Annotated in this window: 24 protein-coding genes; 7 read left to right on the forward strand and 17 right to left on the reverse strand. The window is 71.1% G+C overall.

The window, feature by feature from the left end:
• Positions 1-3 precede the first annotated feature (3 nt).
• From DSM104329_RS00105 to DSM104329_RS00160, 12 genes are all read right to left on the reverse strand, one after another.
• Positions 4-2115: a hydantoinase/oxoprolinase family protein gene (locus tag DSM104329_RS00105; RefSeq protein WP_259313353.1), complete on the reverse strand. Its 2112-nt coding sequence runs from the start codon at positions 2113-2115 to the stop codon at positions 4-6.
• Between the two features lie 22 nt (positions 2116-2137).
• Complete coding sequence (locus DSM104329_RS00110; protein WP_259313354.1) at positions 2138-2881, reverse strand: SDR family NAD(P)-dependent oxidoreductase; 744 nt, start codon at positions 2879-2881, stop codon at positions 2138-2140.
• Positions 2878-3723, reverse strand: a complete 846-nt coding sequence (locus DSM104329_RS00115) for a hypothetical protein (protein WP_259313355.1) — start codon at positions 3721-3723, stop codon at positions 2878-2880. Before DSM104329_RS00115 ends, DSM104329_RS00110 begins: the two co-directional genes overlap by 4 nt.
• On the reverse strand, positions 3720-4682 hold the full coding sequence (locus tag DSM104329_RS00120; protein ID WP_259313356.1) for an alpha-ketoacid dehydrogenase subunit beta: 963 nt from the start codon (positions 4680-4682) through the stop codon (positions 3720-3722). Before DSM104329_RS00120 ends, DSM104329_RS00115 begins: the two co-directional genes overlap by 4 nt.
• Positions 4676-5599, reverse strand: a complete 924-nt coding sequence (locus DSM104329_RS00125) for a thiamine pyrophosphate-dependent dehydrogenase E1 component subunit alpha (RefSeq protein ID WP_259313357.1) — start codon at positions 5597-5599, stop codon at positions 4676-4678. The genes DSM104329_RS00120 and DSM104329_RS00125 overlap by 7 nt, the downstream gene beginning before the upstream one ends.
• A gap of 35 nt (positions 5600-5634) precedes the next feature.
• Entirely contained in the window at positions 5635-7374 is a 1740-nt protein-coding gene (locus DSM104329_RS00130; RefSeq protein ID WP_259313358.1) for a thiamine pyrophosphate-binding protein, read from the reverse strand.
• Between the two features lie 119 nt (positions 7375-7493).
• Entirely contained in the window at positions 7494-8207 is a 714-nt protein-coding gene (locus DSM104329_RS00135) for an SDR family NAD(P)-dependent oxidoreductase (protein WP_259313359.1), read from the reverse strand.
• Between the two features lie 31 nt (positions 8208-8238).
• Complete coding sequence (locus DSM104329_RS00140; RefSeq protein WP_259313360.1) at positions 8239-9096, reverse strand: SDR family NAD(P)-dependent oxidoreductase; 858 nt, start codon at positions 9094-9096, stop codon at positions 8239-8241.
• A gap of 27 nt (positions 9097-9123) precedes the next feature.
• Positions 9124-9906 carry an SDR family NAD(P)-dependent oxidoreductase gene (locus DSM104329_RS00145; RefSeq protein WP_259313361.1) on the reverse strand — a complete coding sequence of 261 codons (783 nt, stop codon included), beginning with the start codon at positions 9904-9906 and terminating at the stop codon, positions 9124-9126.
• Complete coding sequence (locus DSM104329_RS00150; protein WP_259313362.1) at positions 9903-11504, reverse strand: AMP-binding protein; 1602 nt, start codon at positions 11502-11504, stop codon at positions 9903-9905. Before DSM104329_RS00150 ends, DSM104329_RS00145 begins: the two co-directional genes overlap by 4 nt.
• 8 nt (positions 11505-11512) lie before the next feature.
• Positions 11513-12511: an ABC transporter permease gene (locus DSM104329_RS00155; RefSeq protein ID WP_259313363.1), complete on the reverse strand. Its 999-nt coding sequence runs from the start codon at positions 12509-12511 to the stop codon at positions 11513-11515.
• A 20-nt stretch (positions 12512-12531) separates the two neighbouring features.
• Complete coding sequence (locus DSM104329_RS00160) at positions 12532-14052, reverse strand: sugar ABC transporter ATP-binding protein (RefSeq protein WP_259313364.1); 1521 nt, start codon at positions 14050-14052, stop codon at positions 12532-12534.
• A 578-nt stretch (positions 14053-14630) separates the two neighbouring features.
• On the opposite strand from DSM104329_RS00160, the gene DSM104329_RS00165 reads away from it, so the two are divergent.
• The 7 genes from DSM104329_RS00165 to DSM104329_RS00195 are packed head-to-tail and all read left to right on the forward strand — an operon-like array spanning position 14631 to position 20443.
• Positions 14631-14828, forward strand: a complete 198-nt coding sequence (locus DSM104329_RS00165) for a DUF1059 domain-containing protein (protein WP_259313365.1) — start codon at positions 14631-14633, stop codon at positions 14826-14828.
• 2 nt (positions 14829-14830) lie between these two features.
• A complete protein-coding gene (locus DSM104329_RS00170; RefSeq protein ID WP_259313366.1) occupies positions 14831-15742 on the forward strand; it encodes a cyclase family protein in 912 nt (303 codons plus the stop codon).
• Between the two features lie 2 nt (positions 15743-15744).
• Complete coding sequence (locus tag DSM104329_RS00175) at positions 15745-17004, forward strand: alpha-hydroxy acid oxidase (RefSeq protein WP_259313367.1); 1260 nt, start codon at positions 15745-15747, stop codon at positions 17002-17004.
• Between the two features lie 9 nt (positions 17005-17013).
• A complete protein-coding gene (locus DSM104329_RS00180) occupies positions 17014-17814 on the forward strand; it encodes an HpcH/HpaI aldolase family protein (protein ID WP_259313368.1) in 801 nt (266 codons plus the stop codon).
• A gap of 29 nt (positions 17815-17843) precedes the next feature.
• Positions 17844-19052 (forward strand): cytochrome P450, encoded by a 1209-nt coding sequence (locus DSM104329_RS00185; protein ID WP_259313369.1) that lies wholly within the window; start codon positions 17844-17846, stop codon positions 19050-19052.
• 22 nt (positions 19053-19074) lie between these two features.
• Positions 19075-19284 carry a ferredoxin gene (locus DSM104329_RS00190; protein ID WP_407655863.1) on the forward strand — a complete coding sequence of 70 codons (210 nt, stop codon included), beginning with the start codon at positions 19075-19077 and terminating at the stop codon, positions 19282-19284.
• Complete coding sequence (locus tag DSM104329_RS00195) at positions 19274-20443, forward strand: NAD(P)/FAD-dependent oxidoreductase (RefSeq protein WP_259313371.1); 1170 nt, start codon at positions 19274-19276, stop codon at positions 20441-20443. The genes DSM104329_RS00190 and DSM104329_RS00195 overlap by 11 nt, the downstream gene beginning before the upstream one ends.
• On the opposite strand, the gene DSM104329_RS00200 is transcribed toward DSM104329_RS00195, so the two are convergent.
• The 5 genes from DSM104329_RS00200 to DSM104329_RS00220 all read right to left on the reverse strand — a co-directional run bounded on the left by DSM104329_RS00200 (position 20430) and on the right by DSM104329_RS00220 (position 25771).
• Positions 20430-21188 (reverse strand): haloacid dehalogenase type II, encoded by a 759-nt coding sequence (locus tag DSM104329_RS00200; RefSeq protein ID WP_259313372.1) that lies wholly within the window; start codon positions 21186-21188, stop codon positions 20430-20432. The two genes, DSM104329_RS00195 and DSM104329_RS00200, sit on opposite strands and share 14 nt — an antisense overlap.
• Positions 21185-22264, reverse strand: a complete 1080-nt coding sequence (locus DSM104329_RS00205) for an NAD(P)-dependent oxidoreductase (protein ID WP_259313373.1) — start codon at positions 22262-22264, stop codon at positions 21185-21187. The genes DSM104329_RS00200 and DSM104329_RS00205 overlap by 4 nt, the downstream gene beginning before the upstream one ends.
• Positions 22265-23491: a cytochrome P450 gene (locus DSM104329_RS00210; protein ID WP_407655956.1), complete on the reverse strand. Its 1227-nt coding sequence runs from the start codon at positions 23489-23491 to the stop codon at positions 22265-22267.
• 93 nt (positions 23492-23584) lie between these two features.
• Positions 23585-24787 carry an NAD(P)/FAD-dependent oxidoreductase gene (locus tag DSM104329_RS00215; RefSeq protein ID WP_259313375.1) on the reverse strand — a complete coding sequence of 401 codons (1203 nt, stop codon included), beginning with the start codon at positions 24785-24787 and terminating at the stop codon, positions 23585-23587.
• Between the two features lie 3 nt (positions 24788-24790).
• Complete coding sequence (locus DSM104329_RS00220) at positions 24791-25771, reverse strand: phosphotriesterase family protein (RefSeq protein WP_407655864.1); 981 nt, start codon at positions 25769-25771, stop codon at positions 24791-24793.
• Position 25772: the final 1 nt, after the last annotated feature.

Below are 25772 nucleotides of genomic sequence, written 5' to 3' on the forward strand. Positions count from 1 at the left end.
TTCCTACCTGTTTGCGATGGTCAGTGAGACGGTGCCCTGCTCGAGGACCTCGAGCTGGTCGCCGGGGTGCACGACGATGCTCGTGTGGGCCCCTTCGACGACGGCCGGACCTTCCAGCCGGGAGCCGGGGCGCAGGTCCGCCGCCGCGCGCACCGGCGCCTCGGCCCAGGTGTCGATCGTCGGCCAGTACATGCGGCGCATGGTCGGCGCGCGCTCCGCCGCCGTGGTGTCGGCCATGACGTCGGGCAGCACCAGCCCGTCCGGTCGGCCCTCTCCGACGACCCGCACGTTGACGATCTCGACGCCGGCCGAGCGCAGTCCGGCGCCCTCGCCGTAGACCTGGTCGTAGCGCTCGTGGAAGAGGCTGACGAGGGCGTCGCTCGTCGGCAGGTCCCCTTCGCCGAACCCGAGCTCCAACTCGTAGAACTGCCCGGTGAACTTGGTGTCGGCGAAGCGCTCGATGTGCATGTGCTCTGGTTCGAAGCCGCTCGCCTCGAGCTTGCTGCGAACCGACGCGACGAGCGGGGCGAAGCGCTCTTCGAGCGCGGCGTCGTCGAACGGCGCGGCCAGGGGCGCGGTCGCCTCCTCGAGATGACGGACCGAGCTCGACCCGATGCCGAACGCGGAGAACACCGACGCGACGTTGCCGAGCGGGATGATCACGCGCTGGACGCCGAGGTCGCGCGCGTACTGGGCGCAGTGGACGGGGCCGGCGCCGCCGTACGCGAAGACGACGAAGCGCCGCGGGTCGTAGCCCGACTCGACGGTCTTCTGGCGCATGCAGTCGGCCATCTGTGCGTCGACGACGCGGACGATCCCCGCCGCGGCCTGCTCGACGGTCAGGCCCAGCGGCTCCGCGACGTGCTTGCGAACTGCTTCCTCGGCGAGGTCTCGCCGGAGGGCGAGGGCGCCGCCGAGGATGCCGTCCTCGTCGAGGTAGCCGAGCAGCAGGTCGGCGTCCGTCACGGTCGGCCGCGTGCCGCCGCGGTCGTAGCAGGCCGGGCCCGGCGACGCACCGGCGCTCTCGGGTCCGACACGGAGCGCCCCCGAGCGGTCGACCCACGCGATGGATCCGCCCCCGGAGCCCACCGAGATGACGTCGATCGAGGGCGAGTAGACCACGTGCGGGCCCGCCATCGAGACGTGCTTGCGGATGGCCTTGCCGTCGACGATCAGCCCGACGTCGAAGCTCGTGCCGCCCATGTCGCTGCAGATGACGTTGGTGTACCCATTGAGGTTGGCGACCTCGATCGCGCCGACCAGCCCTCCGACCGGCCCGGAGGCCACCGCCTGGTACGGCTTGGCCATCGCCTCCGCCGGCTCGACGACCCCGCCGGTGGACTGCATGATCAGCATCGACCGCTTCAGGCCGCCGCGCTCGAGCTTGTCCCTCAACGCCGCGAGGTAGTTCGAGAACTCGGGTCCGCAGGTGGTGTTGACCGCGGCCGTCGAGAACCGGGGGTACTCGCCGATCTTCGGAATGACGTCAGCGGACGCGCTCACGTAGAGATCCGGCGCCATCTCCTCGACGATCTCCCGAACCCGTCGCTCGTGGGCGTCGTTCTTGAACGACCACAGCAGGCACACGGCGATCGCCTCGACGCCGTCGTCGAGCAGCTTGCGGACGCCGTCGCGGACCTCGGCCTCGTTGAGCTCGACGACGACGTCGCCCGCCTGGTCGATGCGCTCGGTGATCTCGACGATCCGGTCCTTGGGCAGGATCGGCGCCGGCTTGTCGATCTGCCCGATGTGGCGGATCTCCGCGTCCGAGACGCCCTCGACCTTGCCCCACGCTCCCCCCATGATGTGCAGCACGTCGCGGTGCCCGCGCGTGGTGAGGAGGCCGATCTTCGACCCCCGGCCGGTGACCAGGAGGTTCGTGACGACGGTCGACCCGTGCAGGAAGAGCTTGGTGTTGGCCAGGAACGGCTCGAGCGGCTGTCCGGCGGCCTCCGCCAGGGCGCCGAATCCGGCCAGGATCCCGACCGAGAAGTCTGGAGGCGTCGAGGACACCTTGGCCTGGATCAGCGTGCCGTTCGTGCCGACCGCGACGCAGTCGGTGAACGTGCCGCCGGTGTCGATCGCGACGACGAACTCTTGGGTGTCGGGGGTCATCGTGGTCTTGTGTTCCTCTCGGTCAGTGCCTTCGATTCGACGCTAGGCGCGCGCTGAAGCCACCGTCGACGGACAGCGTCTGGCCGGTCACCGAGCCGGCTTGCGCCGAGACGAGGAAGCTGACCGCAGCGGCGACCTCGCCCGGCTCCGCGAGCCGGCCCTGGGGGATGCGCTCGAGCGTCGCTTCGAGATCCACCGCCCGGGCGTCGACTGCTCCGCGGAGCAGCGGCGTCTCCACATAGCCGGGGGCGACGGCGTTGACGCGGACGCCCTCCGGCGCCCACTCGACTGCGGCCACCCTGGTCAGGCCGGCGACGGCGGCCTTGGCGGCCGTGTAGGCCGCGCGTCCGGGTGCGCCCACCTCGGCGAGCACGGACGTCACGTTGACGATCGCCCCCGCCCGCGCACGGATCATCCGGCGGCCTGCGGCCTGCAGGCAGTTGAAGACGCCATGCAGGTTCACGTCCACCACGTGCGACCAGTCGGCCCACTCGAGCGTCTCGATCGTGCCCAGGCGCTGGACCGCCGCGTTGTTGACGAGAACGTCGAGCGAGCCCAGGCGCGCCTGCACGCTTTCGCAGGTGCGCTCGACCGCGTCCCGGTCGCGCACGTCCAGCGTCACGTGCTCGACGCCGGCAACGCCGTCGGTCCGGCACGGCGCCTCGACGTCGGCGGCCACGACCGCCATCCCGTCGGCGGCCAGTCGCTGGGCGATGGCGCGGCCGATGCCGCGGGAACCGCCGGTGACGATGGCGACCGGCGTCATGGGCGCGGATCCTGCAGAAGCCTGACCGCGTCGCGCAGCGTGGTGCCCACCATCAGGCCTGCCGCCGCGGCGGTCTCATTGAGGAAGGAGATCACGCCGGAGGCGAACGTGTCGAACCCCTCACCGATGCGCGCGCTGTCGTGCGACACCGTCCCCCCGGGAATGCCCGCCGCGTCGAGCATCGGCAGCCGGCCGATCCCCGCCTGCTCCTTCCCGACGCCCGCGTCGTTGAAGAAGGCGGCCGCCACCGGGCGGGTCACCGCGCGGGCGCCGACGACGCCTCCGTGCGAACCCGTGACGAGGATCGCGCTCACGGCGCTCCAGTCCGCATCGGCGTTCGAGTCGACGGCCACGACCGGTGGGCGACCCGGGACCACGACGGTGGCCTTCGGCTGCTCGGGGACCGCGGGCGGCCGTGCGGCCACCCGCATCGCCGTCGCCGCCAGAAGATCCGCGGCGGCGAGCGCCGTCATACCGGGCACGACCCCTGCGGCGCGCGCGTCCTCGTTGACGTGCGAGACCATCCCGGATGCATACGTGTCCTGCCCGTCGCCGATGCGTGCCGTGAGATGGCTGACCGTCGCGGCGGCCACGCTCCAGCGCTCGGCGTAGGCGAGGCCGGAGATGCCTGCCTGCTCCTTGCCGACACCGGCGTCGTTGAGGACGAGCCCCTTTGCTCCCAGCTGGATCCCGTACGCAACCGCCGTCGCACCTCCGTGGGATCCGCAGACCGCGACGCCGCCCGCCAGTCGCCCGGGCCACGTGATCGAGTCGCCGACGACGATCGGGCAGTCGTCCACCTCGGCGACGACGGCCCAGCGGCCCAGTTCGATCGTGCTCATCGCACAAGCGCCCGGATGGCGCCGACGACCTCGTCCCGCCCGGGAAGGACCTCCTCCTCGAGCGGCTCGGAGAAGGGCACCGGCAGGTGCAGGGCGCAGACGCGCGCGGGCGCCGCGCGCAGGGCCGAGAAGGTCTCGGAGTCCTCGGTGACGAGGGCAACGACCTCCGCCGCGACCGAGCACATGGCGGGCGCCTCATCCGCGACCACGATCCGGCCCGTTCGCCGCACGGAGGCCCGGATCGTCGTCACGTCGAGCGGGGAGACCGTGCGCGGGTCGACGACCTCGATGGAGACGTCGCCGCTCAGCTCCTCCGCGGCCTCGAGGGCCAACGGCACCATCGACCCGACCGCGACCAGGGTGACGTCCGACCCTTCGCGCTTGACCTCGGCCTCACCGAGCGGGACCAGATGGCCCTGCGGGACCGGGCCGGCCGCGTCGGCCAGGCGCACCGGCTCGAAGCAGACGACGGGGTCGTCGTGGCGGATGGCGGCACGCAGCAGGCCCGCGGCGTCGGCCGGGCTCGACGGCACGACCACCTTCAGCCCGGCGATGTGGGCGTAGATCGAGTAGGGGCTCTGGGAGTGCTGGGCGGCGAGGCCGTGTCCGCCACCGCAGGGCGCCCGGAACACTGCCGGGACCCGCACCTGATCGCCCGACATCGACCGGAGCTTCGCCGCGTGGTTGATGACCTGGTCGAACGCATTGAAGGCGAACGTGATGTTGCGCCAGTAGACGACGGGTCGCTTGCCGGTCTGCGCGAGGCCCACCGCGAGGCCGGTGACCGCCGGCTCGGAGATCGGCGTCACCCGTGCTCGCGGCCCGAACTCCGCCGCCAGCGCGGGCGGGACCATCGTCCCGAGCATGCAGACGGACGGGTCCTGTCGCATCTCCTCAGCGACGACGGTCTCGAGCGCTGCCGCGTACGACATCGTCTTCGCGGTCGGCTCGCTCACCATGGCCCGCGCCCGGAGGTCTTGGCGAGCTCGGGGTAGGGGCTCATCTCGGCAAAGGCGATCGCGCCCTCGACCGCCTCGCGGGCCTCGCGGTCGAGCTCGTCGCACGCGGGGGATGCGAGCGTGCCGTCCGCGATCAGCGCCTCGCGGAGGCGGGCGATCGGATCCCGTCGCCGCGCGGCGGCCAGGTCCTCGGCCGAGCGATGGTCCGGCATCGCGGCGAGACGCGACGCGTGCGGCCCCCAGCGGTCGACTACACACTCGATCAGCCGCGGCGCGCCGCCCGACCGGATGGCGTCGGCCGCGCGCTGCGCGCTCGCGCGCACCTCCACGACGTCGGCACCTTCGACGCGCTCGGACGCGATGCCGTGCGCCGCGGCGATCTCGGCCACGGTCTCGACCGCGAGCACCTCGGTCAGCGCCGATGCGCTGGCGATCCCGTTGGTCTCGCAGACGAACAGCACCGGGAGCGACCACAGCGCTGCGAGGTTCATCGACTCGAACACCACTCCCTGGCCCGTGGCGCCGTCGCCGAAGAAGGCGATGACGACCCGGTCGTGCCCGTCGAGCGCCAGGCTGAGCGCGGCGCCGACCGCGTGCGGCACACCGGCGCCGACGATGCCGTTCGCCCCCAGCATCCCGCGCTCGAAGTCGGCGATGTGCATTGACCCGCCCATGCCGTGACACGATCCGCCAGCGCGGCCGAAGAGCTCGGCCATCATGCGGTCCACCTCGACGCCGGCGGCGATGCAGTGGCCGTGTCCGCGGTGGTTGCTGACCATCAGGTCGCCCGGCTCGAACACCGCGCCGACGCCGGCGGCGCAGCCCTCTTGCCCGATGTACGGGTGAACGGTGCCGCGGATGCGTCCCGACTGGACGAGGCTGAGCGCGGCCTCGTCGAAGCGACGCATCAGCAGCATCCGCCGCAGAAGCTCGGCCCGCCCGTCATCCGGTTTCACGCCGGGCGGTCTCCCGCCTTGATCGGCTGGGCGGCGCGGCTGTCGAGCCCGGGAAGCATCTCGGCGGGGTCTCGGGTGACCGCGACGTCGACGACCGACGGCCCAGGGTGGGCGATCGCCTCAGCCAGTGCGGCCGACAGATCGGCCGGATCGTCGACGCGCGCGCCGTGGCAGCCGAACGCGCGAGCGACCGCGCCGAAGTCCAGCTCGACGAGGTCGCTGGACTGGTAGGCCCCGGCCCCGTACACCGCGTGCTGCAGCGCCTTCACGTAGCCGGACGCGGCGTTGTTGACCACGACGAGGGTGATCGGGGCGTCGATGCGACGGGCGACCTCCAAGCCGCCGGCGGTCATCGTGAGCCCGCCGTCGCCGGTCAGGCCCACGACCGGACCGCCGGGGTGTGCGAGCTGGGCGCCGATGCTCCCGGGCAGGCCGTAGCCGATCGACGCGAAGCCGCGATCTGCGACGAACGTCCGCCCGCTGCGGGTCGCGTCGTAGAGGAGACCGGCCCAGTGGCTCGCAAAGCCGCCGTCGGCGACCAGGACCCCGTCGTCGGGAATCGCCGCGCGCAGCTCGGCGATCAGGCGCGGCATGACGATCGGCCGCTCGTCGCTGGCGGACAGCTCGCGGGTCTCGCTCGCCCAGAGCGCCTTGCGGGCTCCGACCTCCACGCCATAAGCGTCACGCGACGTCGCCGGGTGTGCGCCGAGCGCCGCCTCGAGGTCAGCGAGGCCGCATCCCGCGTCGCCCCAGAGGCCGGCGTCGACACGGGTCCAGCGCCCGATCTCCTCCGCGGACACGTCCAGATGGATGATGGGCGTCGAGGGCAGGGGCAGCGTGTAGCGCTTCGTCGCGATCTCGCCCAGCTTGCATCCCACGACCAGCAGGCAGTCGGACTCGAGGATCAGGTCGTTGGCGATCCGGCTGTACCGACCGAACACGCCCACCGAGAGCGGGTGGACGCACGGCACCGCCCCCTTGCCGCTCAGCGTATGCGCGACGGGGATCCCGTGGCGCTCGCACAACCGGAGCAGCGGGTCGTACGCACGGGACAGGTGGACGCCTCCGCCCGCGAGGATGAGCGGCCGCTCTGCCGCCGCGAGCAGATCTGCCGCGCGCATGACCGCGTCCGCATCCGGTCGCGTGCGCCGCGCGGGGATCGCGCACGACGTCTCGTCGGCGCGAAAGTCGTCTTCGTCGAACTCGAACTCGCCATGGGAGACGTCCTCCGGCAGCACGATGACGACCGGCCCGGGACGCCCCGCCGTCGCGACGGCGAACGCCCGCCGGACCAGCTCGGGGATCCGGGTGCCGTCCTCTACGCGGACGATCTCCTTGACCGCCGGCCGGAGGATGTCGATCTGCTGAGTCTCCTGGGTCATGTTCCGCGTCGCGTACGACCGGTGTGCATCGCCGACGACTGCCACCAGCGGGATGCCCCCGTTCAGCGACTCGACCAGGCCCGTCACGAGATTGGTCGCCCCCGGGCCGAGTGTCGCGTCGCAGGTACCGGGCCGTCCGGTCATACGGGCGTAGGCGTCTGCGGCGAACGCTCCTGAGCGCTCGTCCTCGATGAGGTGGTGAACGAGGCCCAGTTCGCGCACGCCCTCGTAGAACGGCAGCAGCTGAAACCCACCCATTCCAAAAATGGGACCTACCCGATGAGCCTCGAACATGCGAGCGAGTGCCTGCCCACCTGTAACGCGAGTCAACAGCTGTGTCTTACTCACTCCCATGTTCTTACTCACTCTCACGCGCGGACGCAAAGTCGTGATACACCTCGCGTTGATAGACGAGCGTGATCATTGGTGTCAGCACTCCCCGGATCACCGTGTTCACCGAGGAGGGCTCGGGGTCAGATCGTGAACATCCCGCCGTTGACGTTGATGGTCTCGCCGGTGACATAGCTGGAAGCGTCCGAGGCCAAGAACGCGACCACCTCGGCGATCTCGGAGGGCTCCGCGTACCGCTCGAGCGGAATCGCGCTGATGGTCTTCGCGTCGAGCAGATCGTGCGCCTCGGTCATGGGCGTCCTGACGGGGCCCGGAGCGATGCAGTTGACGCGGATGCCATCGGGCCCGCACTGCGCCGCCAGCGTTTGCGTGAACGCGATCAGTCCCCCGTTGGACGCCACGTACGCGACCGACCCCTTGACCGACTTCGTCCGGCCGCTCATGGACGAGATGTTGATCACCGCGCCGTGGCGTCCGTGGGCCATGAGCGGTATCGCCGCACGGCACACGCGGTACGCGGCCGTGAGGTTGATGTCCATCACACGCTGCCACTCCCGCTCATCCAGATCCGCGATGGAGCCGCTGGAGAAGACCCCGGCGGCGTTGACGACGACGCGCAGCGCACCGGCGCCGGCCGCTGTCCGGATCGCCTCGGTCACCGCGTCGCTGTCGCTCAGGTCGGCGACGAGCGGAAGGCCATGCCCGCCGCTTGTGGCGATCTCGCGGATGGTGGCGTCCACGCCGGTGCCGTCGCGGTCGAGAAGACCGACGATCAGCCCGTCCGCGGCCAGTCGCAGAGCGGAGGCTTTGCCGATGCCGCTCGCTGCGCCCGTCACGACCCCCACATGTGCTTCCGGCATAGGACGGCTACCCCGCCACGGGCCTGACCTCGACCGAGACCTGCTCGAATCGCGCGAGGTCCGCCTCCACCGCAGCCATCTTGGTCCGGATCATGTCGATCGCATCGGCCCCGAGCGCGAGGTTCAGGGGCGGCTCCGGGGCGGTGAGGCCGCGGAGGATCCCGCGCGCCGCCGAATGCGCGTCGGCCGCCTCAGGGGGGTAGGGGCTGTTGATGTACTCACGCGTCACGCCCGCCGAGGCGTCGTACTCGGGCATGCGCTTCTCCGAGGACCGCGACGCCTTCGCATGGAAGTTGGTCCTCACCAGGCCGGGGGCGACGATCGTCACACCGATCCCGAACTCGGCCACCTCGATCGCGAGTCCTTCCAGCAGCGCGTTGACCGCCGCCTTGCTGGCGCAGTAGCCGGCGACGCCCGGCTGGCCCTGGAACGCGCCCTTGGACGTGAGGATCGCGATGTGGCCGCTCCGCTGCGCGCGCATCGTCGGGAGGACCGCGTGGATGAGGCGGTGGGTGCCGAGGACGTTGACGTCGAAGAGGTGCTGCATCTCGTCAACGCTGCACTCCTCCACGCTCCCGACGAGGCCGGTGCTCCCACAGCCGACGAGGTAGTCGATGCGACCGAAGGCGTCGAGCGTCGCCGCGGCCGCCGCGCCGATCGACGCCTCGTCCGTGAGCTCGAGCGCGTGGACGGCGATCCTGCCGTCGGCGCCGTCGGCGACCGCCCGGACGTCGTCCACCGTACGAGCCGTCGCCATGACCCGTTGTCCCTCGTCGCGCAGCGTCTCCGCGAGCGCCCGTCCGATGCCCGTCGAGCACCCGGTGAGCAACCAGACCGCGCCACCGCCGTTGCCGTTCTCAGCCATCCTTCACCTCAACCCTCGCTCTCGCCATCACGGGGTCATGTACCAGCCCGCGGAGACGTTGATGACCGTGCCGGTGATCCCGCTCGCCTCGTCTGACGCCAGGAACGCCACGGTGTTCGCGACCTCCTCGCTCGTCGGGAAGCGGCCCATCGCAGCGTCCGCCTCCTTGTCCTCGTACAGATGCCAGTTGTCGCGAATGAACTTCGAGTCCACGATCCCCGGCGCGACGCAGTTGCACCGGATCCCGCTTTTCCCGAGCTCGAACGCGACGTCGCGCGTGAGTGACTGCAGCGCCGCCTTCAGGGCCCCGTAGAGCCCTTCGTTCCAGCCGCCGACGTACGCCGCCACTGAGGTGATGTTCACGATCGAACCGTGACCGCGCGCCTTCATGCCGGGGGCGACGGCCTTCACGAGCATCCACGGGGCGGTGAAGTCGACCTGAACGAGCTCGTCCCAGGTCTCCATGGGGGTGTCCACCACATCGCCGAACGCCGTGATGGCCGCGTTGTTGACGAGGATGTCGATCGCTCCGACCTCTGCTTCGATCGCCCGGACGATCTCCCCGACCCTGTCGCGGTCGCGCAGGTCCAGCTCGAACGCAGGCGGCTGGGGGCCGTATCGCTCGGTCATCGCCTCGCGCATCCGCTCGAGGCGGAACGCGCTGCGATCGGTGAGGACGACGCGGGCTCCCTCGGCCGCGAGCTGGATCGCAGTGTGCTTGCCGATGTCGCGCCCGGCCGCACCGGTCACCAGGGCCACGCGGCCGGCGAGGCGTCCGCGTCCTGCGGCCGCCTGCGCCGATGTGGTCATGCCGCCCCCTTCGCCGGCGCGCGACGGGCACGGCCGAGGTCGGCCGTGTCGCCGGTGACCCCCTCCCGGCGCAGGCCCGTCTTCTGGACTTTGCCGTTCGCCGTGCGGGGGAGCGTGTCCGTCCGCCTGAAGTACCGCGGCACCGCGAAGAACGGCAGCCGCTCGGCGCAATGCGCCCGCAGGTCGTCCCAGTCGAGCTCGTGCCTGGCACTCGGGACGACGGCCAGCATGACGTCGTCCTCGCTCAGGTCGGACGGCACAGCGTAGACCGCGGCGTCGGCGACCGCGGGGTGGCTGAGCGCCACCTGCTCGACCTCAAACGACGACACGTTCTCGCCGCGACTGCGAATCGCGTCCTTCTTGCGGTCGACGAAGTAGAAGTGGCCGTTCTCGTCGGCGCGCATGAAGTCGCCGGTGTGGATCCACTGGTTCTGCCACGCCTCGACGGTCGCATCCGACTTGCGCCAGTACCCGAGGGGCGTGATGTGCGGCACCTTCGGCCGCACGAGCATCTCGCCGATCACGCCGGGCGGGACGGGACGGTCATCGTCGTCGGCGAGGATCAGCTCCCATTCCGGGAACGCCTGCCCGGCCGAGCCGACCTGGGTCTCAGCGGTCGTCGTGAGCGTCCCCGCGTCGGTGAGGCCGTAGAACGTGATGACGTGAAGGCCGAAGCGATCCTCGAGCTCGTGGTGGTACTCGATGGAAGCCGGCACGACGCAGGCGGTCCGCAGCGGGTTCCGGCGCTCGGCGTCGCACGGCTCGCGCTGCAGCAGCAGCGTCGCCATCGATCCGAGCATCGGGGTCGTCGTCCCACCGGCCGCGACGACCTCGTCCCAGAACGAGGACACGCTGAACCGCGGCGAGACCACCACCGGCGTGTCGTGCAGGATCGCGCCGAGGGTCACGTTCAGCAGGGCGTTCACATGGAACAGCGGCAGGCACGTGAACGCGACGTCGCCCGGCACGTACGCGTACCCGCGCGCGCCGGCGTCGGCGAACGCGAGCGTGGAGCCGTGGCTGTACACGATTCCCTTGGGCGGGCCGGTGGTCCCCGACGTATAGAGGATCATCGAGCGGTCGCGCCGCTTCTGCGCGACGGGCGTGAACCCGTCGGCGGTCCGCGGTGCGCCGACGAAGTCGTCGTAGCCCTCGCCCTCGACGGCCGGGGCGTCTCCGACCACGACGAGCCGCAGGTCGGTGTCCGCGCTCTCGCCGCGCAGCAGCGCGGCGAACTCCGCGCCGACGATGGCCAGCCGCGCCTCCGCGTCCTCGATCTGGTAACGCAGCGAAGTGCCGCGCAATCCCGTGTTGAGCGGGACCATCGTCGCCGCCGCGGCCGAGCAGCCGAAGAACGTGAAGAGGAACTCCTCGCGGTTGTCGAGCATGACGATGACGCGGTCACCGGGCTCGACGCCGGCGCGTTGGAGCGCCGCGCCGAACCGCATCGATTCAGCATGCAGCTCGGACGACGTCAGGTCTCGTCCGGCGAGGAACCGCACGCACGACTCGTCCGGACGTCTCGCCACGGCGATCTCGAGCGCCCCGTGCACCGTCGTGGAAAGCTCTGGGAACGGCTCAAGCTCGGTGGCCGGCACGTGACCGCTCACCTGCGGCCCTTGCGGCGACCGAGCAGCACCGCCACGAGCAGCGCCGTGCCCTGGAACGTCTGGACGACCCAGAACGGCAAGCCGGCGATCTGCAGCCCGTTGACGCCGACGCCGATGATGAGCAGGGCGACGATCAGTCCCTCGACGTTGAAGCGCCCGGGGCGGATGATCGTCGATCCGAGGAACGCCGCGGAGTAGGCGCCGATGAGGTAGCCGTCGCCGATGCTCGGCGGGCCGGAGCCCAGCCGGGCGGCGAAGACGATGCCCGCGATCGCCGCGCCGAGCGCTGAGCAGATGAACGCGATCCGCAGCACGCGGGTCGTGCGGATTCCGGTCAGGCGCGCCGCCTCGCGCGCCGCGCCCGTCGCGTACAGATGCCGGCCGAACGGCGTGCACTGCAGGATGTACCACGCGAACAGGCACAGGCCGACGAGGATGAAGACGCCGACCGGGATGCGCCCCAGCTGCCAGCGGCCGAAGTCGGTGAACGCGGTCGGGATGTCGTCGGCGATCGTCGTGCCGTTCGCCAGCAGCTGGGACAGGCCGATCATCAGCGAACCCGTGCCGATCGTCGCGATGAACGGGTCCACCGACTTGTTCACGACGAGCCATGAGTTGAACAGCCCAAGGGCGACGGCGCCCAGGAGGACCACCAGGATCGCCAGCGGCACGGGGAAGTCGCCCCCCGTGATCTGGAACAGGTAGGTGACGCCGACGACGGCGACCGTCATCGCTCCGCCGATCGAGATGTCGAACACGCCCGCGGCCAACGGAGCCAGCAGGCCGACGGCCAGGATCCCGAGGATCGCGCTGCTGGCGAAGATCCCGATCCAGTTGTTGTACGTCATGAACCGGTCCGGCGAGATCACGGTGAAGATCGCAATCATCGCGAGCAGCACCAGTACCCCCGCATAGCGCTGGAGGACGGTGGCCTGACCGGCTCGGCTCGTCACCGCCTGGCGCTCCTGCGCCGGCGGGGCGTCCGTCTCTGGCAACGTCGCCTCACTCATTCGACTCACCCATAACACGCGTCCAGGAGGCGGCTGCGGACGATCCCGCTGCCGCGAAACTCCTCCATCACCCGACCATCGCGCAGCACCAGGACGCGGGAGCAGATCCCGGCGACCTCGTCGAGGTCGGAGTCGATCAACAGCACGAGCGCGCCGCCGGCCGCAGCGGCGCGGAGCATGTCGGCGATCTCCGCTCGGCCGCGTGCGTCGACGCCGTTGAACGGCTCCTCGAGCACGATCACGGAGGGCCCGGCCTGCAGCACCTTCCCGATCGCGACCTTCTGCTGGTTGCCGCCGCTCAGGGTGCCGGTCTCGACCTCCGGGCCTGCGCAGCGCACGTCGTAGTGCGAGATCGCCGAGGCCGCGGCCGCCTTCTCCGCCCGGCTTCTCAGGAACCCACCTCTGAAGTAGTTCCGGACGGTCGCCAGTGTGATGTTCTCCCGGACCGTCATGTCCATGAGCACGCGATCTGAGCGGGCGCCGACGACGGCGCCGTAGCCCTGGTGCACCATCGCGGCCATGTCGCCGAGCCTCGCGCGCTTGCCGTTGATGGTCACGTCCCCCGTCTCGGGCCTGAGGCGGCCGGTGAGGGCGCGGGAGAGGTCGATGATCCCCGAGCCCAGCAGGCCGACGGCGCCGAGGATCTCGCCGCCGTGCCCGTCGAACCGCGCGTCGACCAGCTCTCCGGCCTTGAGCCCGGCCACGGTCATGCGCGGCGCTTCGTCCTGGTCGGGTACGGCGGAGGAGCCGGCAACCGCGTCCGCCGCCGCCCGGGGCTGCTGGACGGAGACCGAGGCACCGGCGATCAGTTCGACCAGGCGGCGCTCCGGGAACTCGGCCACGGGCCCCTGGCCGACGGTCTCGCCGTCGCTGAGGACGGTGACCGCGTCGGCGATCTGCGCGATCTCGTCGAGCCGGTGCGTGACGTAGAGGATGGCCACTCCCCGGGCCTGGACGCGCGCGATGAGCGCGAACAGCTTCTGCACCTCGTGCTCGGTCAGCGCGGCGGTCGGCTCGTCCAGGACCAGCACCCGGATGTCGTCGCGGACGCTGACCGCCCGCACGATCGCGATCTCGGTCTGCTCGACGGTCGAGAGCTGGCCGACCTCGGCGTCCGGATGGACGTGCAGGTCGAAGGCGGCGAGCGCCTCGCGCACGGCCGCACGCTCCTTGGACCAGACGATCGCCCCGAGGCGCGTCGTGCGCCACGGCATGCCCAGGCGCATGTTCTCGAGGACCGAGAGCTGGCCGACCAGGCCGAGCGTCTGGTGCACGAACGTGACACCGGCGTCGAACGTGCTGTCGGGGTCACCCGGCACGAGGGTCTTCCCGCCGACGGTGATCGGTCCGCTCCCGTCGTCGGGCTCGTAGTAGCCCGCGAGGATCTTGATGAACGTCGACTTGCCGGACCCGTTGTGCCCGAGGAGCGCGCGCACCTGACCTGCCGAGATCTCGAGGTCGAGGTTGTGAAGCACCCGGTTGCCGTGGAAGGACTTACTGACTCCCGACGCCCTGAGGCCTTCCATATCGCTCATGTACGCACGCCCCCTCTCCCGGTTGGCGTGTTCTCCGAAAACCGCGCCACTCCGTCACCGCCGTGGCCGACAGGATCCATTCCACTATCTCCGTCGATCGAGCGCAAAGTCCGATCACGACTCATGCCGATAAGCAGCGGCGATCAACGCAGGCGCGGGCAACGCGGGGCCGTGCTCGCCGACGTGGGCTGACGGACCGGCGAGCGGTCCGCGGGATGGCCGGCGCAGGCGTGCGGCGGCGATCCTGCCGCATCCCGTGATCTTGACGAAAGGCCTGTAAATCATGATGATCTCTTCCGAGCATCGAGGCTCGGAGGGGTGGTGCTCTGGCGACGGCCGATCGGCTGTTCCGCGGCTCACGCGCACAGGATCTCGCGGTCGGCGGCGCTCGAGGATGTCGGCGGAGGACGCTTCGTGGACGACCCTCAGCCACCGTCCGGGCTCGATTGACAAGGCCGTGCGCGGCGACTATATGTGGCTGGGCCGACGCTCTCGCTCCGTCACCGCGAAAAATGACTGAGGCAAATGTGACAAATGGTGTGCGAGTCAGCGCAAATCGGAGAGTCACTGTGACGAACGAACCAAGCGAGGCCGCGCTCGACGAGAACAGCCCGAAGGAAGTCGTCTGCCCTGTGTGCGGGGGCATCGTCGAGGGGGAGACGCTCACCGAGCTGCTCGAGATCGCGGACGAGCACACGCGTCAGGCCCACGGCTACTCGGTGCCGCCCGAGCACGTGCGCGCCGCCGCGTACGACGCGGTGCGCTGAGGGTGGAGGGTTTCCGGCAAACCGGCGTGCGTCTGTCGAACTGGGGGCGATGGGGGGAGGACGACGAGCGCGGGACGCTGAACTTCGTCGAGCCGGCGCACGTCGTCGCCGCCGCCGCGCTGGTCAGGCAGGGCAAGGTCTTCGAGCTCAGCATCCCCCTACAGAGCGACGGTCCACAGCCCGGGGCGTACAACCGGATCAACCCCGTGCATCTCATGTCGATCCTGCCCGCCGACATCGACACGCCCATGCAGACCGCGGACGACTGGCTGATCACGCCCCTGCAGGCGGCCACGCAGTGGGACAGCCTCGCGCACATCGGATACGACGACCGGCTCTACAACGACGTCCCGACGTCGAGCATCACGGCGCTGGGCGGCGCCTCGCGCAACGCGATCGACAAGCTTCTCCCCGGCGTCGTCGGCCGCGGCGTCCTGCTCGACATCGCACGGCTTCGAGGGATCGAGTGGCTCGACGGCGGCGATGCGATCGAACCCGACGAGCTCGAGGCCGCCGAGCGGCGGCACGGCACCAGGCTCGGCCGCGGCGACATCCTCGCGGTCCGGACCGGTTGGCTGCGCAAGGGACAGACCGAGGGGTGGGCGGAGTGGACAGCGACGGAGCCGGGTCTGACGGCGGCGTGCGCCGAGTGGATCCACGAGCGCGAGCTGGCCGCCGTCGTCTCGGACAACTGGGGCATCGAGGTGATGCCGAACGGCGACCCCGACGTAATGCTGCCGCTGCACTGCGTCCTCATCCGCGACATGGGCGTGACGCTCGGCGAGATCTTCAACCTCGAGGAGCTCGCCGCCGACGTCGAGGCGGACGGCGTCGCGGAGTTCCTGTTCTGCGCACCGCCGCTGCGGGTGCCGACCGGGGTCGGATCGGTCGTCAGCCCGATCGCCGTCAAGTAGGCATGCGGCCCCGCCTGAACCCCCTGCCGGGCTTCCGCTACCGGCTGTCGTCGGCCTCCGACCTGTGCTCGGTGGACGACTACCGGCGGGCCGCTCGCCGGCGACTGCCGGCGATGGTGTGGGCGTTCGTCGAGGGCGCCGCCGAGGATCACGTGACCGCCGACGCGAACCGCGCCGCGTTCGGCCGCTGGGCGCTGGACACCCACGTGCTGACCGGCCACGACGCCCAGGACCTCGAGGTCGAGGTCGCCGGTCGCACGCTCTCGCTGCCGGTGCTGCTGGCCCCGACTGGCCTCGCCGGCATAGCCCACTGGAGCGGAGAGCTGGGGGCGGCGCGCGCCGCCGAACGCGCGGGCACGCGGGCGATCGTGAGCTCGGCCGCCACGTACTCCGTGGAGGAGATCGCCGACGGCACGCACGCGGACCACTTCTTTCAGCTCTATCCCTGGGCGGACCCCGCAGCCGACGCACGAGCCCTGACGCGATCGTTCATCGCCCGGGCGCAGCGGAGCGGGTACCGCGCCCTCGTCGTGACCGCGGACGTCCCGGTCCTGGGCAACCGGGAGGCCGAGCGGCGGCTCGGGATGGGGATGCCGCCGGTGCTCACGCCGCGCCGCGTCCTCGACGGTCTCCGGCACCCCCGATGGGCGCGCGGGTTCGTCCGCCACCAGCGCTTCACGCTGAAGATGTTCGACGGCGAATCGAGCGGCGCGGCCGCCGTGCGGTCCGTGGAGCGGCAGATGCGGTTCATGCGGCCCGAGGTCGATTGGGACGACTTCGCGTGGACGCGCGAGCAATGGCAGGGGCCGATGTACCTCAAGGGCGTCATGCATCCGGACGACGCCCAGCGGGCGGTCGAGCTGGGCGCGGACGGCGTGGTGGTCTCGAACCACGGGGGCCGTCAGCTGGACGGCGCGCTCGCCACGCTGGACGTCCTGCCGGCGGTGGTGGACCGGATCGGCGGCCGGGCCGAGATCCTGGTGGACGGGGGCATCCGCCGGGGCGCCGACGTCGTGAAGGCGCTCTGCCTCGGCGCGACGGCGGTGTGCATCGGGCGGCCATACCTCTACGGGCTCGCGGTCGGAGGACAGAACGGTGTCGCGCACGTCCTCGAGATCCTCCGCGAGGAGATCTCGCGAGCGCTCACGCTCATGGGCGTCGCCGACGTCCGCTCGCTCGGCCGCTCGTGGCTGCACCCCGCGGGTCACCCCCTGGAGGCCGGAGAGCGCCTCATCCTGCCTGGCCAACGCAACGATCACTGAGGGACCCACATGGCACCACATCGAGCACTGACCGCCGCATGGGATGCGGACCGCCCGGCGATCGGAGGCTGGATCACGACCGGCTCGGAGATGCTGATCGAGGCCTACGGCGCGGCGGGGTACGACTACGTCGGCATCGACTGCCAGCACTCGACCTTCGACGAGCGCGACGCCGCGCAGGTGCTGCGCCGCCTGCCGGCCTGCCCGTTCGCGATGTTCGTCCGCGTGTCGAAGAACGATCCGGCGCTCATCGGCCGCGTCGTCGACGCGGGCGCCGAAGGCGTCATCGTGCCGATGGTCGACACGGCGCAGGAGGCCGCCGCGGCGGTCGCCGCCATCCGCTTCCCCCCCGAGGGCCAGCGCAGCTTCGGCCCCGGGCGGGCCGACATGGGCACCACGACCGACGCCATCGAGAGCCGCGTCAGCCTCTTCGTGATGATCGAGACGACCGACGGGCTGGCGAACGTGGAGGAGATCTGCGCGGTGCCCGGTCTCACCGGGGTGTACGTGGGGCCGGGCGACCTCTCGGTGAGCCTGGGTCTCGCCCCGATGGACGGGTTCTCGACCGACCAGATCGAGGGTCCGCTCGCCACGATCCGGGCCGCCGCGACGGCCCACGACGTCGTCCTGGGCATCCACTCGGCGGGTGGGGCGGACGCCGCCCGCTGGGCGCGGCTCGGTTGCCGGCTCATCTCGCTCGGGAGCGACATGGCGCTGTTCCGCGCCGCCACGGTCGCCGACCGCAACACCGCGTTGGACGTCCAGGCGGGCGGGACGCCCGCGCCCGCAACGCCGTACGCGGCGCGCTGACAGGCAGCGGCCGGAGGAGGAGAGGCATCATGCAACGTGAGACGCGCGACGCCCCGGTGATGGACGTCAACTACTTCACCGAGGAGTGGAACGCGGACCCCTATCCAGGCCTCGAGGCGATCCGCGCCGCGGGCCCGATCGTGTTCAATCCGCGCACGAACGACTGGATGGTCCCGGGGTACCAGCTAGGCGCCCGGGTGCAGGCGAACGCCCGCAGGTACAAGGCCGTCGAGGAGCTCGGCCAGCTCTTTGGCGGGATCACCATGGAGTTCGTGGACACGCCGCTCCACCACGAGTTGCGCGGGGTGTGGGCCAAGGACTTCCAGCGCGAGACGCTTCAGCGGCAGCGCGCGATGATCGACGAAATCGTCGCCACGCGGGTCGGCCCGTTCGTCGAGCGCGTCCGCGACGGCGAGACGGTCGAGGCGATCGCCAACATGACGCGCGGGATCCCCGTGCTGGTCATCGCGCGCATGCTCGGCGTCTCAGGGGACGACGTCCAGCGCTTCAGCGACTGGAGCGACCGGATGGGCGGCATCGTCGCGGGCATGGTCGACGAGTCCCCGGCGGGCGCGGAGATGCTCCAGCGGGGCCTCGACGCCACCGCCGAGCTGAACGCCTTCATCGCCGAGCAGATCGCCGCGCGGCGCGCGCGACCGACCGGCGACCTCATCTCCGCCATGACCCACTCGGACGTCGCGCGGCGGGTCAGCGAGCAGGATCTCGTCGCGAGCAACACCCAGCTGGTCTTCGCGGGAAACGAGACGACGGCGAAGCTCATGGCCTCGACGCTCGTGGCCCTGGCGCGGCATCCGGACCAGCGGCATGCGATCGTCGCCGATCGCTCGCTCGTGCCGCAGGCGATCGAGGAGGTCCACCGCTGGGAGACCGTGGCCCAGGTCGGCTACCGCGACGTGCACAACGGCGACGCGGAGATCGACGGAATCGTGGTGCCCGACGGCTCGCGCGTCTGCATCCTGCTGGGGGCGTGCAACCGGGATGCCGCGCGCTGGGAGGACCCGAGCCGCTTCGACATCTTCCGGGAGCCGCAGTCGCATCTCGGCTTCGGCTTCGGCATGCACAGCTGCCTGGGCCTCAACCTCGCCCGCCTCGAGCTGGAGGTCTGGCTCAACCAGATCCTCGACGCCATCCCGGAGTGCGAGCTCGCCGAGGACGTCTCGTACGGCACCAACTTCGTCCTGCGTGCGCCGCTGAGCGTCCACATCCGCAACCCCTGATGATCAACCGAGGGAGAGCCTCATGCATGTGACCGTCCAGCGCCCCAAGTGCATCGCCAGCGGGGCCTGCGTCCTCGCCGCGCCGGAGGTCTTCGATCAGGACGAGGACGGCATCGTCGTCCTCCTGGACGACCATCCGACCGAGGAGCATCACGACGAGGTCAGGGAAGCGGTGCGGGCGTGCCCCGCGGCTGTGATCGAGGCGTTCGAACCGGATGTGCATGCCACGTAGGACCACGGTCATCGTCGGCGGGTCGGCGGCCGGGCTGTCGACGGCGGAAGGGCTCCGGTCAGGTGGGTACGACGGGCACATCGTCATCGTCGGCGACGAGTTCGCCACGCCGTACGATCGACCGCCGCTGTCCAAGCAGATCCTCGCGGGCACGTGGCCGCCGCATCAGGTGGCCCTCCTGCCGCCCGAGCGCTTCACGGCGCTGAAGGCGCGCTTCCTGCTCGGGACCCGGGCGAGCGGGCTGGACGTGGAACGCCGGCAGGTCGAGATCGACAACGGGCCGCCGCTGCGGTACGACGATCTCGTGATCGCGACCGGCGTGCGCCCGCGGACGCTTCCGGGGGCGGACCTGCCGGGCGTCCACGTGTTGCGCACGATGGATAACGCGATCGCCCTGCGAGAGCGCCTGCTCACCACGGGGCACCTGGCAATCGTCGGCGCCGGATTCCTCGGTCTCGAGGTGGCCGCGACCGCCGCGGCGCTCGGCGTCGGCGTGACGGTCGTCGACCCGCTCGCCGCGCCGATGGTCGCGCAGCTGGGTGCGGCGGCGGCGCAGCGGCTCGCCGAGCATCATCGTGAGGCCGGCGTCGACCTGCGCACCGGCGTCTCGGTGCGGGAGATCCTGGAGAACGGCGAGGCGGGGCCGGCCCGGCATGTGGCCGGGATCCGCCTCGGCGACGGCTCCGTCGTGACGGCGGACACGGTCCTCGTGGCCATCGGGTGCGCGCCGGCTGTCGAATGGCTCGAGGGCAGCGCCCTGGACGTCCGCGACGGCGTGGTCTGCGACACCTGCTGTCGCGCCGCTCCGGGCGTGTGGGCGGCCGGAGACGTGGCGCGATGGCGCCATCCCGGCTATGACCGCGAGATGCGGCTCGAGCACCGCGTCAACGCCACCGAGCAGGGGCTCGCGGTCGGACGCGCCATCGCCGCCGGCGAGCCGCGCCCGTTCGCGCCGGTCCCGTACTTCTGGACCGATCATGGTGACGTTAGGATCCAGGTGATCGGCACGCTCGCCGGCGACATGCACGTCGTCGCGGGAGACCCCGAGGGCGACAGCTTCGTCCAGCGCTGGGCGATCGACGGCGTGCCGGTCGGCGGCATCGCCTGGAACGCGCCGCGCGCCGCGACCCGCATGCGCGCCGCCCTCAGGCGGGGATAGCGCGCTCCCCGTACGCCCTGCACAGCTGGGTGTCCAGGTCGTGGAGGTCGTGAGCGACGAAGTCCGCCCCGTGCTCGTCCTCGAGATCGGTCGTCTGCCCCGGTCCGAACTGGGTGGAGCGGATGACGAGCGCGGTCCGCAGGCCGAGGCGCCGGGCGTTCCTGCCGTCCACGTTGTGCGCCGTGACGAGCATCGCTTCGGCGGGGAGGAGCCCGAGCGCCTCGACCGAGCGCAGGAACGCCTCGGGCTGCGGCTTGTAGGCCCACGCGATCTCGGCGCCCACGATCGCGTCCCAGGTCAGGCCGCCATGGCGGGCGAGCTCGACCTGGAGGGCGATGTGGCCGTTCGACAACGGTGCGACGACGTGGCTCTCGCGGAGCCGCGCGAGCCCGGAGGGGACGTCGGGCCACGGATCGGCGCGGCGCCAGGTGTCGTTGAGCTCGGTCAGTCGCGTCGCCGGGATGCCGTCGAGCCCGAGGTCCGACAGCACCTCGTCGAGCGCCTCGCGATGAAGGACGTCGAGCGTCCGCCACCCCGAGTGGCGCTCGCGCCGCGGGTTCGCCGCCAGACCCTCGACGTACTTCGCGCGCCACAGGTCGGCGAACGCCTCCCAATCGACGTCGTCGCGGCCCAGCTCGTGTCCGAGCGCGCGTCCCGCCGCCACGATCGCCGTGCGCCAGTCGACGCATGTCCCGTAGACGTCGAAGAGGAGTGCCTTCGGCCGTGCGGACGGCGCGGCCGTCACGCCAGGCGCTCCGCGAAGCGATCCCAGACGTCCGGGTTCACGAGCCGGCGCGGCCGCTTTCCCTGCAGGGCCCGGACCGTGTCCGTCGCGGCCATCGCCCCGGCGCGCTCGAACGTCTCGGGCGCGGCGCCCGCCACGTGCGGCGTCAGGATGACGTTGTCGAGGTCGAAGAGCGGATGCCCGGCCGGCAGCGGTTCGGGGTCGGTGACGTCCAGGCCGGCGCCGGCGAGCTGCCCGCCGCGCAACGCCCGCACCAGCGCGTCGGTGTCGACCGTCCCGCCTCGCGACGTGTTGATCAGCACGGCCGCCGGCTTCATCGCCGCGAGAAGGTCCGCGTCGACGACATGCCGCGTCTCGGCCGTCAGGGGAGCGTGCACGGAGAGGACGTCGGCCCCGGCGGCGACCTCGCCGAGGTCGTCGACCAGGCGAGCGCCGAGCCGCTCCACCTCGACCGGGTCGGCGTACGGGTCGAAGACGAGGACCTGCATGCCGAAGCCGTCGATGCAGATCCGCGCGACCTCGCGCGCGGTGTACCCGAACGCGATCAGGCCGAGCGTCTTCGCCCGCAGGAGCCCGGGCCACCCGCCGGTCTCCTGCGACGTCCAGACGCGCTTGTCGCGGTGGGCGGGCCGGTCGACGACCGCCACGCGCCGCGACAGAGCCAGCATCAGCGCCACGGCGTGCTCGGCCACGGCCGGGTAGTTGTTGCCGGCGGCGTTGACGACGGCGACACCGTGGTCCGTCGCGGCGTCTACGTCGATGACGTCGACGCCGGCGCTCGGACAGAAGACCACCTCGAGGTTGGGCGCCCGGTCGAGCAGCGACGCGGTCACCGGGAGCTGGCTGGCGACGCCGATGGCCGAGAGGACGTGGACGTCGGCCAGGCGCTCCTCCAGGACGCGCTCGATCTGTGCGCGGTAGCCGTCCTGCTGCTCGGGCGATCCTCCCATGACGCGCTCCCGCTGCTCCACGTCGAACACGTAGACGAGCTCGAGCCCGGCGTCTTCGAAGATGCGCTCGCTGGTGCCGAAGAGAACGGTGGGGACGAGCACCCGCTTGCCGGCCGGAGTGATCACTCAGCTGTGCTCCTTGATCGCGACCGGCAGGGTGTTGAAGCCGATCTGGAAACTCGACGGACGGCGCAGCGATCGCTCCGGGAAGCACTCGTACTCCGAGACCCGGGACAGGAACTCCTCGAGCAGGATGCGCCCCTCGAGCTTCGCCAGGTGTACGCCGATGCAGTAGTGCTGGCCGAGCCCGAACGCGAGCTGTCGGTCGATCGGCCGGTCCCAGATGAACGCGTCGGCGTCCGGGTACTCGCGCTCGTCGCGTGCCGCCGACTGCAGCAGGTAGGTCACGCGCTGCCCCGCCTTCACCGCTTGGCCCGCGAGCTCCGTGTCCACCAGCGCCGTCCGGCTGAACCACTGTGCGGGGCCGCAGTACCGGAACATCTCGTTGATCGCGATGCCGCAGTTGCGGGGCAGGTCCACGCGCACCGCGGCCAGCTGATCGGGGTGGCGCCACAGCTCCAGCAGCCCGTGCGCGACGATCTTCGGAAGCGTCTCGGTGCCGCCCACGAGCAGGCAGAACAGGTTGATCGCCACCTCGCGGTCGGTCAGCTCGCGGCCGCGCATCCGGTAGTCGAGCATCCCGTCGATCGCCGGCCAGCTGCCGTCCCACCCCGTCTGGCGCCGGCGCGTCACGACCGGCTCGATGAAGTCGGCGCAGGTCTCGAACACGCCGGTGAGATCGAGGCCCGGCTCGGGACTGTCGGTGCGGGTCGCGCCGTTGATCGCGGCGAGCACGTCCGGAGCGCGCTCCAGCGGGACGTGCAGGATGTGGCACATCGTCGATGCCGACACGATCCCGCCATACTCCTGCGTGAGGTCGAACTCACCGCGCGCAAGGAGCGCGTCGAGTCGCTCCCGCGCGACGCCCCGGATGAACGACTCCAGGCTGTTGACGTGCTTGGGGCGCATCGGCCGCCCGTGAGCCTGGCGGACCTCCTCGTACAGCGTCTGGTCGCCGTCGCCGCCGTCCGCTCCGCCGGGCGACACGTCGTGGACGAGATGGTTGAACGGGTCGAGGGGCGGCGGCGGCGGTGTCCCCTGGTTGTGGTGGCGCATGAGCTGTGGATCGACGAGCGTCGTCGAGTCACACGTCGAGAACGTTCCGTCGCTCCGCGAGAGAAAGTCCCAGACGTCCGCGAACCGGGACAGGTAGAAGGTGTCGTAGCGCTCGGAGTAGTAGACCGGGAATCGGTCGCGCAACACCCGGTACGAGGGCGCGGGGTCGCGCATCATCTCCGGCGAGAAGGGGTCGTAGGTGAAGTCCTCAATGGCGGACAACGGTGCGCTCCTGGGTCGGGACCGGCGGATTGCGGCGCGAAGGCATCATCAGGCGCCCAGCGCGACGAGCTCGTTGACGGCGTCCTCCCACGCGGCGGTGTCGGCCAGCAGCCGCCGGCAAGCGTTCAGCTCCCGCACGCAACCGATCGCGAACGCCCCGATGAGACGGTCGTCGCGCCGGAAGAGGGCGACGAAGCGCTCGGCTTCGATCGAGCCGACCACGACCTCGACCTCGTCGTACGCCGCCGCCGTGCCCACGAGCTGGAGCTTGCGGCCATATTGGTCGGACCAGAACCACGGCACGGGCGCGTAGCGTCCCACGTCGTGGCCGAGCAGGCGGCGTGCGGCATGCCCGGCCTGGCGTATGGCGTTGTCCCAGTGCTCGACGCGTTGCAACAGGCCCGTGTCGGGCGACGGCCAGCGGGCCACGTCGCCGGCGACGACGACGCCGGGCGCCGCGAGACACGACGGGTCGCAGACGACGCCGTCCTCGATCACGAGGCCGGAGTCCTGCAGCCACGCGGTGCACGGCTCGACGCCGATACCCAGCACCACCACGTCGGCCGCGAGCTCGTCGCCGCCGCTGAGGCACACGGACGTCACGCGCGCCGAGGCGTCGCCACGTAGCCGCTCGACGAGCGAGCCGGTGCGGACCTCGACGCCGCGCGAACGGTGGATCGCCCCGACCGCGTCGCCGAGGTCGGGGCCGAGGATCCGCTCGAACGGCGCGGAGAGGGCCTCGAGGATGGTCACCGGCACGTCCAGCGCGACGCAGGCGGCCGCCACCTCCGCGCCGATGAAGCCCCCGCCGACGATGGCGACGTGCCGGGGGCCCTCGGCGAGGTCGCTTGCGAGCGCGATGCTGTCGTCGAGCGTTCGCAGGACGTGGACGCCCGCGAGCGCGTCACCGAGGCCGCGCCGCGGCTTCGCGCCGGTCGCGATCACGACGCCGTCCTGGAAGACCTGGGTGGATCCGTCGTCGAGGCGCACGGCGCGCGCCTCGGCGTCAAGGCCGATCGCAGCGCGGCCGAGCCGCCACTCGGCGCCCAGTGCCTCGGCGTCGAACGGAAGCATCACGTCCCCGCGCGCCCACTCGCCGGTCAGCACCTGCTTGGACAGGGGAGGCCGGTCGTAGGGCTCCAGCGGCTCGTCGCCGACGATCGTGAGGGGTCCCGCGTACCCCTCCTGCCGCAGGGCCAGTGCGGCGCTGAGACCGGCGTGCGAGGCGCCGATGACCCCGATGCCGCACACGCGTCAGTACCCACCGCGCGCGCCGAGGACCCGCGCGGGGTTCCCGACCAGCATCATGTCGATCTGCTCGTCGGTGACCCCGTGCTCGCGCAGCGCGGGAAGCACATCGCCGGAGATGTGCGTCTGGACCCACACGGCCGGCATCTCGATCGGCGGTGCCGCGAGGTCGTACCAGTCGGTGTGGATGGTGTAGTCGTGCGACAGGACGATCCGGTCCGCGTATCCGAGCTCGCACAGGCGCGCGACGGTCGCCACGCGCTGCTGCATGTCGGGAAACCCCTCTCCATAGAGGCCGAAGCGGTCGGCGCCGATCACCGACCCGGCGTCCATCAGCCGCTTCAGGTACTCGATGTCGGTCGAGTCGCCGCTGTGCCCGATGATGACGCGGGTGAGGTCGACTCCCTCCTCCGTGAAGATGCGCTGCTGGTCGAGCCCGTTGCGATCCCCGGCGACGGTATGGGTGCTGATCGGTACGCCCGTCTCCCGATGTGCCCGCGCGCACGCGCGCAGCACCCGCTCGATGACCGGCGTCATCCCGGGGCGATCGGTGGCGCATTTGATCAACCCGGCCTTGACACCGGTCTCAGCGACACCCTCGCGGATGTCATGAACGAACATGTCGACGAGAACGTCGCGGCCCGCCGGGGGCCGGAGGTGGACGAAGAAGGGCGCTTCACCGTAGGTGTAATACCCCGTGGACACCACGATGTTGATGTCCACCTGCTCGTTGACCCGCTTGACGAGGGCCACGTCACGGCCGTGCCCGAACGCCGTCGCATCGACCACCGTGTCGATGCCGGACTCCTTGACGGCCTGGAGCTGGCGCACCGCGGATCGCACCACCGCATCCCGGCCTTCGGGCCAGCTCAGGTGAGGGTAGTCGTGCGCGACCTCATGGGTCACGTTGACGATGTGCTCGTGCATCAGGGTCGCGCCCAGCGACTGGACGTCGACCGGCCCGCGAACGGTCTCCACCTGCGACATC

It is taken from the genome of Capillimicrobium parvum (genome assembly GCF_021172045.1).
In the GTDB taxonomy this organism is placed as follows: domain Bacteria; phylum Actinomycetota; class Thermoleophilia; order Solirubrobacterales; family Solirubrobacteraceae; genus Capillimicrobium; species Capillimicrobium parvum.